Annotated in this window: 10 protein-coding genes; 4 read left to right on the top strand and 6 right to left on the bottom strand. The window is 65.5% G+C overall.

What is annotated here, in order from left to right; all coding sequences use genetic code 11:
* Positions 1 to 63: 63 nt before the first annotated feature.
* From alaS to aspS, 4 genes are all read right to left on the bottom strand, one after another.
* Positions 64 to 2,730 (bottom strand): alanine--tRNA ligase, encoded by a 2,667-nt coding sequence (gene alaS / locus NUW87_RS00990; protein ID WP_269026881.1) that lies wholly within the window; start codon positions 2,728 to 2,730, stop codon positions 64 to 66.
* A gap of 73 nt (positions 2,731 to 2,803) precedes the next feature.
* Positions 2,804 to 4,165, bottom strand: coding sequence for a replication-associated recombination protein A (locus NUW87_RS00985; protein ID WP_377734444.1), 1,362 nt, complete (start codon positions 4,163 to 4,165; stop codon positions 2,804 to 2,806).
* Positions 4,166 to 4,177: 12 nt separating this feature from the next.
* Positions 4,178 to 5,440: a protein kinase family protein gene (locus tag NUW87_RS00980; protein WP_269026880.1), complete on the bottom strand. Its 1,263-nt coding sequence runs from the start codon at positions 5,438 to 5,440 to the stop codon at positions 4,178 to 4,180.
* Between the two features lie 7 nt (positions 5,441 to 5,447).
* Entirely contained in the window at positions 5,448 to 7,271 is a 1,824-nt protein-coding gene (gene aspS, locus NUW87_RS00975) for an aspartate--tRNA ligase (protein ID WP_269026879.1), read from the bottom strand.
* A 181-nt stretch (positions 7,272 to 7,452) separates the two neighbouring features.
* On the opposite strand from aspS, the gene ypfJ reads away from it, so the two are divergent.
* Genes ypfJ through NUW87_RS00960 form a run of 3 tightly spaced genes read left to right on the top strand, consistent with a single transcriptional unit; the run spans position 7,453 to position 10,605 of the window.
* Positions 7,453 to 8,379, top strand: a complete 927-nt coding sequence (gene ypfJ, locus NUW87_RS00970) for a KPN_02809 family neutral zinc metallopeptidase (protein WP_269026878.1) — start codon at positions 7,453 to 7,455, stop codon at positions 8,377 to 8,379.
* A gap of 53 nt (positions 8,380 to 8,432) precedes the next feature.
* Positions 8,433 to 9,155, top strand: a complete 723-nt coding sequence (locus NUW87_RS00965) for a CBS domain-containing protein (protein WP_269026877.1) — start codon at positions 8,433 to 8,435, stop codon at positions 9,153 to 9,155.
* Positions 9,156 to 9,210: 55 nt separating this feature from the next.
* Entirely contained in the window at positions 9,211 to 10,605 is a 1,395-nt protein-coding gene (locus NUW87_RS00960) for an L-serine ammonia-lyase (protein ID WP_269026876.1), read from the top strand.
* 3 nt (positions 10,606 to 10,608) lie between these two features.
* Here the strand turns inward: NUW87_RS00960 and hisS are convergent, their stop codons facing one another.
* Both hisS and NUW87_RS00950 read right to left on the bottom strand, forming a co-directional pair.
* Positions 10,609 to 11,901 carry a histidine--tRNA ligase gene (gene hisS / locus NUW87_RS00955; RefSeq protein ID WP_269026875.1) on the bottom strand — a complete coding sequence of 431 codons (1,293 nt, stop codon included), beginning with the start codon at positions 11,899 to 11,901 and terminating at the stop codon, positions 10,609 to 10,611.
* 48 nt (positions 11,902 to 11,949) lie between these two features.
* Positions 11,950 to 12,585, bottom strand: a complete 636-nt coding sequence (locus NUW87_RS00950) for an MBL fold metallo-hydrolase (protein WP_269026874.1) — start codon at positions 12,583 to 12,585, stop codon at positions 11,950 to 11,952.
* Between the two features lie 107 nt (positions 12,586 to 12,692).
* Between NUW87_RS00950 and NUW87_RS00945 the strand changes: the two genes are divergently transcribed.
* Entirely contained in the window at positions 12,693 to 13,652 is a 960-nt protein-coding gene (locus NUW87_RS00945; protein WP_239218223.1) for a peptidylprolyl isomerase, read from the top strand.
* Positions 13,653 to 13,752: the final 100 nt, after the last annotated feature.

Raw genomic sequence — 13,752 nt, 5'->3', positions numbered from 1 at the left:
CCTAACCGTTTCCTGGGGAACCGGCGGGGTGCCGCCTCGGCGTGTCACGCATTACATCGCTGTCTACTCCGCGAGCGATTCACGCACCGCGCGCAGCGCATCCTCGATTCCGGCCGGGTTCGCACCGGTGCCCTGCGCCAGGTCAGGCTTGCCGCCGCCCTTACCGTCGACGTACTGCCCGATCAGCTTCACCAGGTCGCCAGCCTTCACACCGGACTGCACAGCCTGCTGCGTTGCGGCAGCGGCCAGGGAGACCTTGCCGTCCACCTGGGACAGCAGCACGATCACAGCGTCTTCTGCCTGGAGCTTGCCGCGCAAATCGTTGGCGATCGTGCGCAGGTCACCGGTGTTGATGCCTTCGGGCAGCTGCTTTGCGACGACACGGTGCTCGCCCACCGTCTGCGCCTCATCCGCCAAGTTGGCGGTGGATGCCAAAAGCTGCTGGCGGTGCAGGTTCGCAATTTCCTTTTCTGCCGCGCGCAGACGCTCGCTGAGCTGGGCGATGCGGTCCGGCAGCTCCTCGGTCGGCGCCTTCAACTCCGCCGCCAGGCCGGACGCGAGTGCAGCCTCCTTGGACAGGTACTTGAAGGAATCCATGCCGGAGTAGGCCTCAATGCGGCGCGCGCCGGAGCCGACGGAGGACTCGCCGAGGACGGCCACCGGGCCGATCTGGGAGGCGTGCTCGACGTGGGTGCCGCCGCACAGCTCGACGGAGAACGGCCCGCCGATCTCCACCACGCGCACGGTGTCGCCGTAGCTCTCGCCGAACAGCGCCATCGCGCCCATTTCTTTCGCATGGTCCAGAGAGGTCTCGATGGTGTTGACCGCGAAGTCCGCGTCCACCGCCTGGTTGGTGATGGTGGCGATTTCCTGCAGCTGTGCATCCGTGAGCTGGTCGGTGTAGTTGAAGTCGAAGCGCAGGTAACCCGGCTTGTTCAAGGAACCAGCCTGGACTGCGGTGGGGCCGAGCACCTGGCGGATCGCCGCGTGGATCAGGTGGGTCGCGGAGTGCGCCTGTCGCGCGCCGTGGCGCCACGCGCCGTCGACCTCGGCGGTGACGGTGGAGCCTAGATCGAGCCCGCCGTTTTGCACTGTGGCCTTGTGCAGCCACAGCTTCTTGCCCACGCGCTGGACGTCGTTGACGTTGAGGATGGTCTCGCCCATGAGCAGGCGGCCACGATCGGCCATCTGGCCGCCGGACTCGGCGTACATCGGGGTGACATCGAGGATGACCTCGACCTCGTCGCCCTGGGAGACCTCGCCGACCTTTTCGCCGCCGCGCACAAGACCGATCACCTTCGCGTCGTGGGTGAGCTGGTCGTAGCCGACAAACTCGGTCGGGTTCGCATCCACCCACTCGCGGTAGAGCGATTCGTCCACGTTTCGGTGCTTCTTCGCCTTGTTGTCGGCCTTGGCGCGCTCGCGCTGCTCCTGCATCGCAGCGTTGAAGGCGTCCATGTCCACGTCCAGGCCGGCCTCGCGCGCCATCTCGACGGTCAGGTCGATTGGGAAACCGTAGGTGTCGTGCAGCTCGAAGGCCTGCGCACCCGGCAGGACCTTGGCACCGGATGCGGACACGGCGGACGCGGCCTCGTCGAAACGCGAGGTGCCCGCCTCCAGGGTCTTGGAAAACGCCTTCTCCTCGGCCACCGCCACGCGCAGGATGCGCTCGCGGTTGTCCGCGATCTCCGGGAAAGACGGGGTCATGGTGTCCATGATGGTGTTCATCAGCGTCTCCATCACCGGGCCGGTGGCGCCCAGCAGGCACGCGGAGCGGATGATGCGGCGCAACAGGCGGCGCAGGATGTAGCCGCGGCCCTCGTTGGAGGGGGTCACGCCGTCGAGGATGATCATCATGCCGGTGCGCGCGTGGTCGGCGACGACGCGGAAGCGGACATCGTTGTCCTTGTTGCCGGCGTCGTACTTCGCTCCTGTCAGCTCGACAGCGGCGTCAATCACGGGGCGCAGGAGATCGGTCTCGTAGACGTTGTCCACGCCCTGGAGCAGGCAAGCCACACGCTCGATGCCCATGCCGGTATCGATGTTCTTCTGCGGCAGCTCGCCGACGATCTCGAAGTTGCCCTTCTTGTCGCCCTCGCCGCGGATGGACTCCATGAACACGAGGTTCCAGATCTCCATGTAGCGGTTGTCGTCGGCGATCGGGCCGCCCTCGACGCCGTATTCCGGGCCGCGGTCGTAGTAGATCTCAGAGCAGGGGCCGCACGGTCCCGGGATGCCCATGGACCAGAAGTTGTCCTCCATGCCCATGCGCTGGATGCGCTCTTCCGGGATGCCGATCTTGTCGCGCCAGATCGAGGCCGCCTCGTCGTCGTCCAGGTAAACGGTCACCCACAGGCGCTCCGGATCCAGGCCCAGCCCGCCGTCTTCGACAGCGCCAGTGAGCAGGGTCCAGGCGTGCGTGATCGCACCTTCCTTGAAGTACTGGCCAAAGGAGAAGTTGCCGGCCATCTGGAAGAACGTGTTGTGGCGGGTGGTGATGCCCACTTCCTCGATGTCCAGGGTGCGCACACACTTCTGGATGGAGGTGGCGGTGCCGTTTTTGAAATCCGGAGTCTGGTCGCCCAGGAAGTACGGCTTGAACGGCACCATGCCGGCGTTGACGAACAGCAGCGTCGGGTCATCCAGAATCAGCGAGGCGCTCGGCACCGGGGTGTGGCCAGCCTCGACGAAGTGGTTGGTGAACCGCTCTCGGATCTCATGGGTTTGCACGCGTGATTGTCCTTTCAGCAGCGCCGGTTTTTATCCGCGCTTACTCTACCCCGCGCCCGCACGCAGCCCGGTGTCACCGTCCGCGGACGAGGGCACGCAACCTACCGATGAAGTCTTTGATGCGCCGCTCTGCACCATGGTCGGTGGGTTCGTAGTAGACAGCATCTTCGAGACCGTCGGGCATGTACTGCTGCTTAACGACGCCCAAAGGATCATCATGCGGATAGACATATCCCACCGCATTGCCCATGGCCTTCGCGCCTTCGTAGTGCCCGTCGCGCAGGTGCGCCGGCACTGGCGGGGCGTGGCCTGCGCGCACATCCGCCAGCGCCCGGTCGATGGACTGGATCACCGACGGCGACTTCGGCGCCGTGGCCAAGTGGATCGTCGCCTGCGCAAGGGCGAGCCTTCCCTCGGGCATGCCGATGAACTGCACCGCGTTCGCCGCCGCATTGGCGGTCTGTAACGCAGTCGGATCCGCCATGCCAATGTCTTCGGACGCGTGGATGACCAGGCGGCGGGCGATGAACCGCGGGTCCTCTCCCGCCTCAATCATCCGCGCCAGGTAGTGCAGTGCGGCATCCACGTCGGAGCCGCGGATAGATTTGATGAACGCGCTGACGATGTCGTAGTGCTGGTCGCCGTCGCGGTCGTAGCGCACCACCGCACGGTTCACGTTTTCTTTGACGGTGTCGACGGTGATGGTCTCCCCCGGCTGCACCGCCTCGGCCGCGGCTTCCAGATAGGTCAGCGCCCGGCGGGCGTCGCCGCCGGCGAGGAGGACCAGCTGATCCCGTGCGGCGCCGTCAAGCTCGAATTCGCCGCCGAATCCGCGCTCGTCTGCCATCGCCCGGTCCAGCACCCCGCGCAGGTCCTCCTCGTTCAAAGACTCCAGCTTCAGCAGCAGCGAACGCGACAGCAGCGGCGCTACCACGCTGAAGCTTGGATTCTCCGTCGTCGCCGCTACCAGCAGCACGGTGCGGTTTTCCACGGCGGCCAGCAACGCGTCCTGCTGGGTCTTGGAGAACCGGTGCACCTCGTCGATGAACAGCACGGTTTTCTCGCCGCGAATCAGGTCCCGCCGTGCTTCGTCAATTACGGCACGCACTTCCTTCACGCCCGAGGACAGCGCCGACAGGGCGACGAAGTTCTGCCCCATCGCAGACGCGATCAGCGATGCGATGGTGGTCTTGCCGGTGCCCGGCGGGCCGTAGAGGATCACCGAGGCGGCCCCAGAGCCGTCGATAAGCCTGCGCAGCGGCTTGCCTTCGCTGAGCAGGTGACGCTGGCCCGCGATCTCGTCGAGGGTCCGCGGGCGCATGCGCGCGGCCAAAGGGGCAGCTGCCCCTGCCTCGAAAAAGGCGGTGCCGCGGTTTCCCAGCTCACCGCGGCCGTCTTGCCTTGCGGCCGCGGAGAAAAGTCCCTCTTGCTCCACCCAAACCTCTCCTTATCGCAGGCGCTCAGCCAACGTCTGGGCGAAGTGGCTTATCGTTTGGTACGCGGGGTCTTTGCCGGTGCCCGCGAATGCTGCGAGGGACTCGAACGTCTCACGCAAATCCCTGCGCACTAGCGCCTCGTCTGCGGTGAACGGCCCCTTCGAGTACGGACGCAGAACGTCACCGGCATGGTCTGCGGGATGCTCATCTGTCTCTCCGCCCGCCTCAAGCGGCCCGAGGTCAGCCACGTCGAGACCGGCAGCCTCGAAGTCCTCTTTGAGCTTGGCGTCGTGCTCCAACAAATCGGCCGGGCTGACCGGATCCAGCATCGCCACACTGCTCATTGCCCAACCGATAAGGCCTGCAGTGATCCGCGCCTGGAGTGTATCCGGGTGCTCCACGCTGGGCCAGATGCCTCGCACTTCGCTCACCCAAGCGTCAACGAACGCCTCGGTCGCCTCCGCATTAAACGGCTGCGCCGCAAGAAAGACCGGGAAGCGTGCAACCACAAATGCCACATCGAAGGTCACATCCCTGAAGCCTGCCCACTCGTAATCCAAAAAGTGGAAGGAGTTGCCGGTCTGAATGACGTTGTCCGGGGTCAGGTCGAACGGTGTGAACGCGCGCATGCCTCCCCGCAGCAGACGGGTGCGCACGTTTGTGGCCGCGAACCGGACCTCCCCCGGGATCTCGATGCCGGCGTTTTCCAAAAACTCCACGCCGATGCGGATGCGGTGCGACAGCAGGCGATCGCGCAGCAGCTGCAAGTTCGCCGCGTTCTTCCGCGAACGCGTCATGCGCTGGAACAGCACGTTGAACGCGTCCTCGTCGTCCGCGGTGCCGGCATGCATCCTGCCCAGCGCTCGGCCGAGCCGGCGCAGCAGATCCACGTGGGTTTCCGGGTCCGCGTCCTGCAGCAAGTCGGCCAGTGTGCGGCCGTCGCCCAGATCCGAGATGATCAGGATGCGCTGTGCGGTGTCGTAACCCAGCAGCACCGGGCCCGGGCGCACTTCCTCGCTTAACGACGTCGCGAACTGGTACGCCACCGTCTCGCGCAAAAATGCCGCATCCGCCAGCTCGTCACCGGTGGCCGGCGAATGCTTCACCACTACCGAGCGGTGCTGAAAAAACGGGTTGTTGACCACGCGCGCCCGGAACACGTCAGCCAGCCCTGAGCCGTCGAGCCTTTCGACGTCCACAAGCTGCTGCTCGCCGCCATAGCGCTTGGTCAGTATGTCGGCGGCTGCGCGGATGATCTCCTGCGTATCGCCCATCGCTGGCCTACTTCTCGGCGCCTGCCGCCTCGGCCTCGCCGCCCTTGCCCTCGGCATCCTTCTTCGGCTTAAAGTCCACGCCGGTCTCCTTGCGCTGCTCCGCCGGAATCGGTGCCGGGGCATCGGTCAACGGATCCACGCCGCCGCCCGACTTCGGGAAGGCGATGACATCGCGGATGGATTCGAAGCCGCCGAGCAGGGACACGATGCGGTCCCAACCGAAGGCGATGCCGCCGTGCGGCGGGGCGCCGTACTGGAACGCATCCAGCAGGAAGCCGAACTTCTCGTCTGCTTCCTCGTCGGTGATGCCCATGACTTCGAATACGCGCTTTTGCACATCGTGCTCGTGGATACGGATGGAGCCGCCGCCGATCTCGTTGCCGTTGCACACGATGTCGTAGGCGTAGGCGAGCGCCTCGCCCGGGTTCTTTTCGAAGTTGTCCAGGAACTCCGGCTTCGGGGAGGTAAAGGCGTGGTGCACGGCGGTCCACTTGGAATGGCCGAGCGCGACGTCGCCGGAAGCGGTGGCATCGGCGGCCGGCTCAAACAGCGGCGCGTCGACGACCCAGGTAAACGCCCAGTCGCCGTCCTTGATCAGGTCCAGCTTGCGGGCAATCTCGCCGCGGGCTGCTCCCAGCAGCGCACGGGACGCCTTCGTTTCGCCGGCGGCGAAGAAGATGCAGTCGCCCGGCTTTGCGCCGACGTGTTCGGCGATGCCGGCCTTCTCCTCGTCGGTGATGTTCTTGGCCACCGGGCCGGTCAGCTCGCCGTCCTCCTGCACCAGGATGTAGGCAAGACCCTTGGCGCCGCGCTGCTTCGCCCACTCCTGCCACGCATCGAGCTGGCGGCGCGGCTGGGAGGCGCCGCCTTCCATGACCACTGCGCCGACGTACTCGGCCTTGAACACGCGGAAAGTGGTGTCCTTGAAGAACTCGGTGCACTCCACCAGCGGGATGTCGAAGCGCAGGTCCGGCTTGTCAGAGCCGTACTTCTCCATCGCCTCCTTGTAGGTCATGCGCGGGATCGGAGTCTGGATGTCGTAGCCGATCAGCTTCCACAGCTCCACCAGGATCTCTTCGGCGAGCTCGATGATGTCGTCCTGGTCCACGAAGCTGGCCTCAACGTCTAGCTGGGTGAACTCCGGCTGACGGTCCGCACGGAAATCCTCGTCGCGGTAGCAGCGTGCCAGCTGGTAGTAACGCTCCATGCCGGCCACCATGAGTAGCTGCTTGAACAGCTGCGGCGACTGCGGCAGCGCGTACCAGGAGCCCGGCTTCAAACGAGCCGGCACGAGGAAGTCACGCGCGCCCTCCGGGGTGGAGCGCGTCAGCGTCGGGGTTTCAATCTCGGTGAAGTCGTGGTTGTCCAGCACACGGCGCGCTGCCTGGTTCGCCTTCGCGCGCAGACGCATCGCTTTCGCCTGGCGCTCGCGGCGCAGATCCAGGTAGCGGTAGCGCAGGCGAGCTTCCTCGCCGACCTCGCTGGAGGATGCGTCCTCGATCTGGAACGGCAGTGCAGCCGCCTTGTTCAGCACCTTCAGGTCGGTGACGTTGACCTCGATCTCACCGGAGGCGAGGTTCGGGTTCGCGGAGCCTTCCGGGCGCGGCTCAACCGTGCCGGTTACCTGGACAACAAACTCGCTGCGCAGGTCGTGCGCGGCCTCTGCAACCGCGGACTCGCGGAAGACCACCTGGGCCAGCCCGGAGCGGTCGCGCAGGTCGATAAAGATCACGCCGCCATGGTCGCGGCGTCGGGCCACCCAGCCGGTGAGAGTGACAGTTTGGCCTTCGAGTTCTTTATTCAGGTTCCCCGCAAGGTGAGTGCGCAGCACGGTTTCCACGTCCTTCCACGTGATGGCGAATCTAACCTGGCAAAGTTTACCCGGCGCTGTAACGACGCGCGTCCGGCCCCCTGAAGCGCGCTCGATAACTGGACACCTCGTGCGGGACTGGACCGCGGCTAAACCGCCCCAGATCCAACACGTGCCCTAGATATTTGGCACAATTCTGACCATGACTTTCAGAGGCGATTACGCACAGGGCCAAGGCGGCAACGTCAACACCAGCTCCGGCGGTGGCCGCGGAGGCGGCGGCCTGGGCGGCGGCGCGATGATGCTGCTGCCGCTCCTTCTGCGCGGAGGCGGCGGCGGAACCATCATTTTGGTCCTGCTGGCGCTGCTGTACTTCAGCGGTGCGTTCAACGGCATCCTCGGCGGCGGAGGCAACGACTCCCAGTCGCAGTCCCAGGGCGAGTACTCGCTGGAGCACTGCCAGGAGCAGGGTTCCTCCAACGAGTACGACGATTGCCGCGCGGCAGCGACCATCGGATCGCTGAACGCCATTTGGGCCGATGTCCTGCCCACCCAGTCCGAAACCCAGTTCACCAAACCGGAAATGACCCTCTTCAAAGGCAGCGTGAATTCCGGCTGCGGCTACGCAAGCGCTGATACCGGTCCGTTCTACTGCCCGCAGGACGCCACCGCGTACCTGGACGTGAGCTTCTTCGATCAGCTGTCTCAGCTTGGCGGTTCCAACGGCCCGCTTGCGCAGGAGTACGTCACCGCACACGAGTACGGCCACCACATCCAGAACCTCGAGGGCACCCTCGGCTTGAGCGACTACAAGAACCCGGGCGAGGATTCCGCGGCCGTGGCAATCGAGCTGCAGGCCGACTGCTACGCGGGGCTGTGGGCACACCACGCGTCTAAGGGTGAGAACGCAGCACTTGAGCCGATCACCGACGAGCAGCTGCAGCAGGTTCTGCAGTCGGCACAGTCCATCGGTGACGACAACATTCAGAGGCGCTCCGGCGGCGAGGTCGATCCCGATGCGTGGACCCACGGTTCTTCGGAGCAGCGCATGCAGGCCTTCAAGTCCGGCTACGAAACCGGCCAGATGTCGGCCTGCGACACGCTCAACCGCGGCGTGTACAAGAGCTAGACCGCCTCTTATTCGGCCCTCCTTCCAAACGGCACGGCGCTACAGTGGCCGGCATGAGCAATGCTGAGCCCAACCGCGCCGTGCCGTTTCTTGCTGCGTTCAACTCCATCGAGAAATTCCTGCGCACCGAACTCGATGCCAAACGGTCCGATTCTTTTTCGTGGATGGCCCGCCTCGCGGCGAAGAAGGGCATTGTCACACTGGAGCAATCCGAGACGCTGCAGGAGTTCGCCGATCTGCGCAACGCCATCAGCCACGGCGAGTACGACAACTTGCGCCCGATCGCCGAGCCGCTGCCGGAAACCGTCGCTGAGATCGAGCGGATCCGGGATTCCCTGCTCGCACCGACGCTGGCGCTGGACGTGGTTGAGCACCAGCGGGTGGTCACCTTCTCCCCTGACGCCGACATCCACGAGCCGTTGGGGATTATCGCCTCTGAGGGCCTCGCCCAATTCCCGGTCTACGAAGGCGGCGAGTGCGTCGGCCTCCTCACCACCAATGCGATTGCGCGGTGGCTGGCGGCAGAGCTGCGTGACGACGACACTATCGCGGCAGGCACCGTGGCAGATGTGATTGAACACAGCGGCAAGTTGGACCAGCCGATTTTCCTGCCGCGCAACGTCACCGCGGCGGCTGCCGTAGAGGCGCTGAGCACCCCGCTCGAGTCCGGTGCGGTTCCCCGCCTCGCCATCATCACCGAACACGGAAAGCCGACACAGAAGCCTATCTCGGTGCTGGGCGCGACCGACATTCCGGCCCTTGCGCAGGAAACCTAATAAACCCGGTTTCGCTGTGGCGCTGCACACCTTTTCGTGCTGTAGTATCCGCGACATGTCTGCAAACTTTGTAAGCGTTGTCGACCTGTTCAGCATTGGCATCGGCCCGTCTTCCTCCCACACAGTCGGTCCGATGCGCGCCGCCCAAACGTTCATACAAAAACTCGACAGCTTCCCGGCCAAGGTGCTGGTGGAGCTGCGCGGATCTCTCGCGGCCACCGGCGTCGGCCACGGCACCGACCGCGCAGCGCTGCTGGGCCTTGTCGGCTACACCCCGACCACCACGTCGGCTGATGTCGAGCCGAAACCGGGAGAGCCGATTCCCGCCACCGGCAGCATTTCCGGGCCCGCCGGCACCGTCGAATACGTGCTGCGGTTCGACCCTGCTCCTGTGGCGGCGCACCCGAACTGCCTCATCTTCGACGCCTGGGACGCTAACGGCAATGTGCTTGCCGAGCGCGAGGATTACTACTCCGTCGGCGGCGGCTTCATTCAGGACCGCTGGGAGATGGAGGCACACCGCGACGAAACCGGCGTGGCCTCCGCCCGTGAGATTCCGTCGGTGCCCTACCCCTTCAACACCGCAGCGGAGCTCATGCAGCTTTGCGACGAGACCGGCTTGACCATCGCCGAGATCATGCGCGCCAACGAAGAGTCCATCCACGGCCGCGAAAAGCTCGACACCCATTTGGACGCGGTGTGGAACGTGATGCAGGAATGCGTCGCACACGGTTTGAAGACTGAGGGCACCCTGCCCGGTGGGCTGAACGTCAGGCGGCGCGCGAACCGTCTCCACCGCCTGCTCACCGCCGAGTACGAAGCGTCCACTGCCCGCGGGCTGGACGCGATGGAGTGGGTCAACCTCTACGCGCTGGCCGTCAACGAGGAAAACGCCGCGCACGGCCAGGTGGTCACCGCGCCGACGAACGGCGCCGCCGGCATCATCCCCGCGGTGATGCACTACTGCCGCGACTTCACCGACGACTTCTCCACGGAGCGCGCCCGCGACTTCCTGCTTACCGCGGGCGCGGTTGGGTCGATCATCAAGACGAACGCGTCGATCTCTGGTGCCGAGGTGGGCTGCCAGGGCGAGGTCGGCTCGGCGTCGTCTATGGCGGCCGCCGGCATGTGCGCCGCCCTCGGCGGCACGCCTGCCCAGGTCGAAAACGCCGCGGAGATCGCCCTCGAGCACAACCTGGGCCTGACCTGCGACCCCGTCGGCGGGCTGGTGCAGGTGCCGTGCATCGAGCGCAACGCCATCGGCGGCGTGAAGGCCATCAACGCCGCCCGCCTGGCCAAGCTTGGCGACGGCACCAACATTGTCACCCTCGACGACGTGGTGGAGACCATGGCCGCCACCGGCCGCGACATGATGACGCAGTACAAGGAGACGTCCATGGGCGGCCTGGCGGTGCAGCTGGGCCTGCCGGTGAACATCACCGAGTGCTAGAACTTAAGCTCCCGCGCCGGTGACCGCCTGGGTCACCGCCTGCGCCGAAAGCGCCACGGACTCCTGCGAGTGCTCCGCGAGGTTCTTCACCGCCACCTCGCCGGCCTCCAGCTCGCGCTCCCCGAGCACGAGCGCGTACCTCGCGCCGGCGCGGTCGGCGCCCTTCATCGAGCCCTTGAGCCCGCGCTGCCCGTAGGACATGTCGGCGGAGACGCCGGCGGCGCGGAGCTCGTCGATAAGTTTGCTCATCTTCACGCGGGCCTCGTCGCCGATGGCGATGCCAAACACATCCACCCGGTGCGAAGCCTCTTCCAACTCGACGCCCTCAGCCTCAAGGGCGAGGACGGCGCGGTCGACGCCGAGGCCGTAGCCGATGCCGGACAGATCCGGGCCGCCGATCTGGGCCATCAAACCGTCGTAGCGGCCGCCGCCGCCGATGCCGGACTGCGCACCCAGGCCGTCGTGGACGAACTCGAAAGTTGTCTTGGTGTAGTAATCCAGCCCGCGCACCATGCGAGGGTTGATCACGTACGGCACACCGAAGCTGTCCAGAGCCGCGGTGACAGCGTCGAAGTGGGCGCGGCAATCGTCGCAGAGGTGATCCAGCATCAGCGGCGCATCCGCGGTCATCTCGCGGACTTCCTCGCGCTTGTCGTCCAGCACGCGCAGCGGGTTGATCTCCGCGCGCTTGCGGGTTTCATCGTCCAACGGCAGATCGAAGAGGAACTGCTGCAGCTTCTCGCGGTACGCCGGCCGGCAGTTCCTATCGCCCAGGCTGGTCAGCTCAAGGCGGAACCCGCTCAGGCCGATAGCACGGTAGCTACGGTCGGCCAACGCGATGACCTCAGCGTCCAGCAGCGGATCGTCCATGCCAATGGCCTCCACGCCCACCTGCTGCAGCTGGCGGTAACGGCCGGCCTGGGGGCGCTCGTAGCGGAAGAACGGGCCGTAGTAGTTCAGCTTCACCGGCAGGTAACCGCGGTCCATGTTGTGCTCGATAAACGCGCGCATCACGCCGGCAGTGCCCTCCGGGCGCAGCGTGACGGAGCGGCCGCCGCGGTCTTCAAAGGTGTACATCTCCTTGCTCACCACGTCGGTGGATTCGCCCACCCCGCGGGCGAAGAGCGTCGTGTCCTCGAACACCGGCAGCTCGATGTGTTGGTAGCCGGCGATGCGCGCTTGGCGGGCAAACTCGTCGCGCACATGGATAAACGCCGCCGATTGCGGCGGCGCGTAATCCGGCACACCCTTCGGGGCGGAAAGCTTCTGAAACTGGTCGTTCTTGTTCTCGCTCACACCGGGCAAGTCTAGTCCAGCCCTCCCCCGCCCGGAGCGAGTACCCGTTTAGCGGTCCGCGTTGGCCTGGCGCAGATACGGGTTGGTTGCGCGCTCCTGCGCTACCGTCGTAGCGGGGCCGTGGCCGGGTAGCACCTGCAGCTCATCGGCCAGGTCCCACACCGGACCGCGGAGGGACTGACGCATCTGCTCCGGGTCCGAAACCCGCAGGTCCGTACGGCCGATAGACCCGCGGAACAGCACGTCACCAGAGAAGACCACCTCGTCTGCAACAAGCATCACGCAGCCCGGCGAGTGCCCCGGTGCGTGCACGACGCGCAACTCCACGCCCGCGACTTGCAGCGCTTGCCCATCCTCGAGCGGCGTGGGGTTTTCTATTGGGGGCATGGCGGAGGCGTCGTAAAGCTGGCGTGCCTGCTCGCTGACTCCCTCACCTCGCAGCAGCATGAACGCGTCCGCGGGGTGGATAAATGTCTCCACCCCGAACGCTGCGGCATCGCGGATGTGGTCAATGTGGCCGTGTGTGAGCACCACCGCCTCGACGGTCAGCCCCTGCTCCTGCGCGAGCTGGCTGACCGCCTCGTGCGCGCCCAGCCCCGGGTCGATCACAAACGCGCGATCCCCATGAGCTACGACATAGCAGTTGGTTTGAAAGGGTCCTGCGGCGAAACCGGCGATTCTCATGCTGGCCACTATATCGGTGCTGCTAGGCTTTCTAGCCGTTCAAGGGGCGGATGCTTAACGACGTCCAGCTCCGCCCATCCCAACAAATTGGCGAGGTGTAAACCCCAGTGGCATCGAACGAACAGCGTGGCAAAGAAGCCCTGTCCCACCTGAAAAGCGAGCTGGATTCGCGCGACCGCAAAGAAAAGTCCCGCCCGTGGTCGGTGGCGGCAATCTCCGCGGCAGTGATCGCGCTGATCGGCGGCGGCATTTACTTTGCGGCCAACAACGACAGCGGCGAGGATCTCGCAGCCAGCGAAACCACCGCTGCTTCCGAGTCCACCACCGAGGAGCAGGAGCCGTTCGACGCGTCGGAGTTCGAACCGATCGCCACTAAGCGCGAGCAGGCACTGCCGCCGACTGTGAACTGCACCTACAACGAGGCTGCGGAGCAGGGCGGCGACGGCGTTGGCACCCCGAAGACTGAGGGCGTATCCACCGAGGGCACCCTCACCGTCGAGCTGGACACCAACCAGGGCCCGATCGGCATGGAGCTGGACCGTGCGGCTTCCCCCTGCACTGTCAACGCCATCGAGTACCTCGCTGAGGAAGGCTTCTACGACGACACCGTCTGCCACCGCCTGACTACCGGCGACGGCCTGAAGGTGCTGCAGTGCGGCGACCGTGCCGGCACCGGCGCCGGCGGACCGGGCTTCCAGTTCGCTAACGAGCTGCCCACCGACAAGGCGCTTGAGGGCATCGACCTGTCCGAGGCGGGCATCCCGGAGGGTGCCTCGGAGGAAGAGATGATGCAGGCCAAGACGATGCTGCTGCAGCAAAGCAGCGAGCCGCAGCGCTACGACCGCGGCACCATCGCCATGGCGAACGCCGGCGTGGACACCAACGGCTCCCAGTTCTTCCTCAACTACGGCGACTCCGTGCTGCCGCCGCTGTACACCTACTTCGGCCAGATCGACGACGAGGGTCTTGCCACCCTGGACAAGATCGCCGAGGCTGGCGTTGAGGGTGATCAGCAGGAAGGCGCCCCGGCCGACGAGGTCCGCGTCAAAAAGGCGAACGTGAAGTAGCACGGTCCAGTAACGCTTGTGCGCGCTGAAGCGACGTAGCTCTGGGAATCGCATCAAATTCTGCTGTCCGGTGTAGCGCACCACCAGCGCACCCATTAGC

The sequence above is a fragment of the Corynebacterium pilbarense genome (assembly GCF_026930265.1).
Taxonomy (GTDB): domain Bacteria; phylum Actinomycetota; class Actinomycetes; order Mycobacteriales; family Mycobacteriaceae; genus Corynebacterium; species Corynebacterium pilbarense.
The sequence above is the reverse complement of the archived record's forward strand: the minus strand, read 5'-3'. Positions and strand labels throughout refer to the sequence as shown.

What these genes read in the sequence shown, in the direction of transcription:
- NUW87_RS00980 (WP_269026880.1), bottom strand. Translation starts at nt 5,440, where the DNA reads ATGGGCGATACGCAGGAGATCATCCGCGCAGCCGCCGACATACTGACC.
- ypfJ (WP_269026878.1), top strand. Translation starts at nt 7,453, where the DNA reads ATGACTTTCAGAGGCGATTACGCACAGGGCCAAGGCGGCAACGTCAAC.
- NUW87_RS00965 (WP_269026877.1), top strand. Translation starts at nt 8,433, where the DNA reads ATGAGCAATGCTGAGCCCAACCGCGCCGTGCCGTTTCTTGCTGCGTTC.
- NUW87_RS00960 (WP_269026876.1), top strand. Translation starts at nt 9,211, where the DNA reads ATGTCTGCAAACTTTGTAAGCGTTGTCGACCTGTTCAGCATTGGCATC.
- NUW87_RS00950 (WP_269026874.1), bottom strand. Translation starts at nt 12,585, where the DNA reads ATGAGAATCGCCGGTTTCGCCGCAGGACCCTTTCAAACCAACTGCTAT.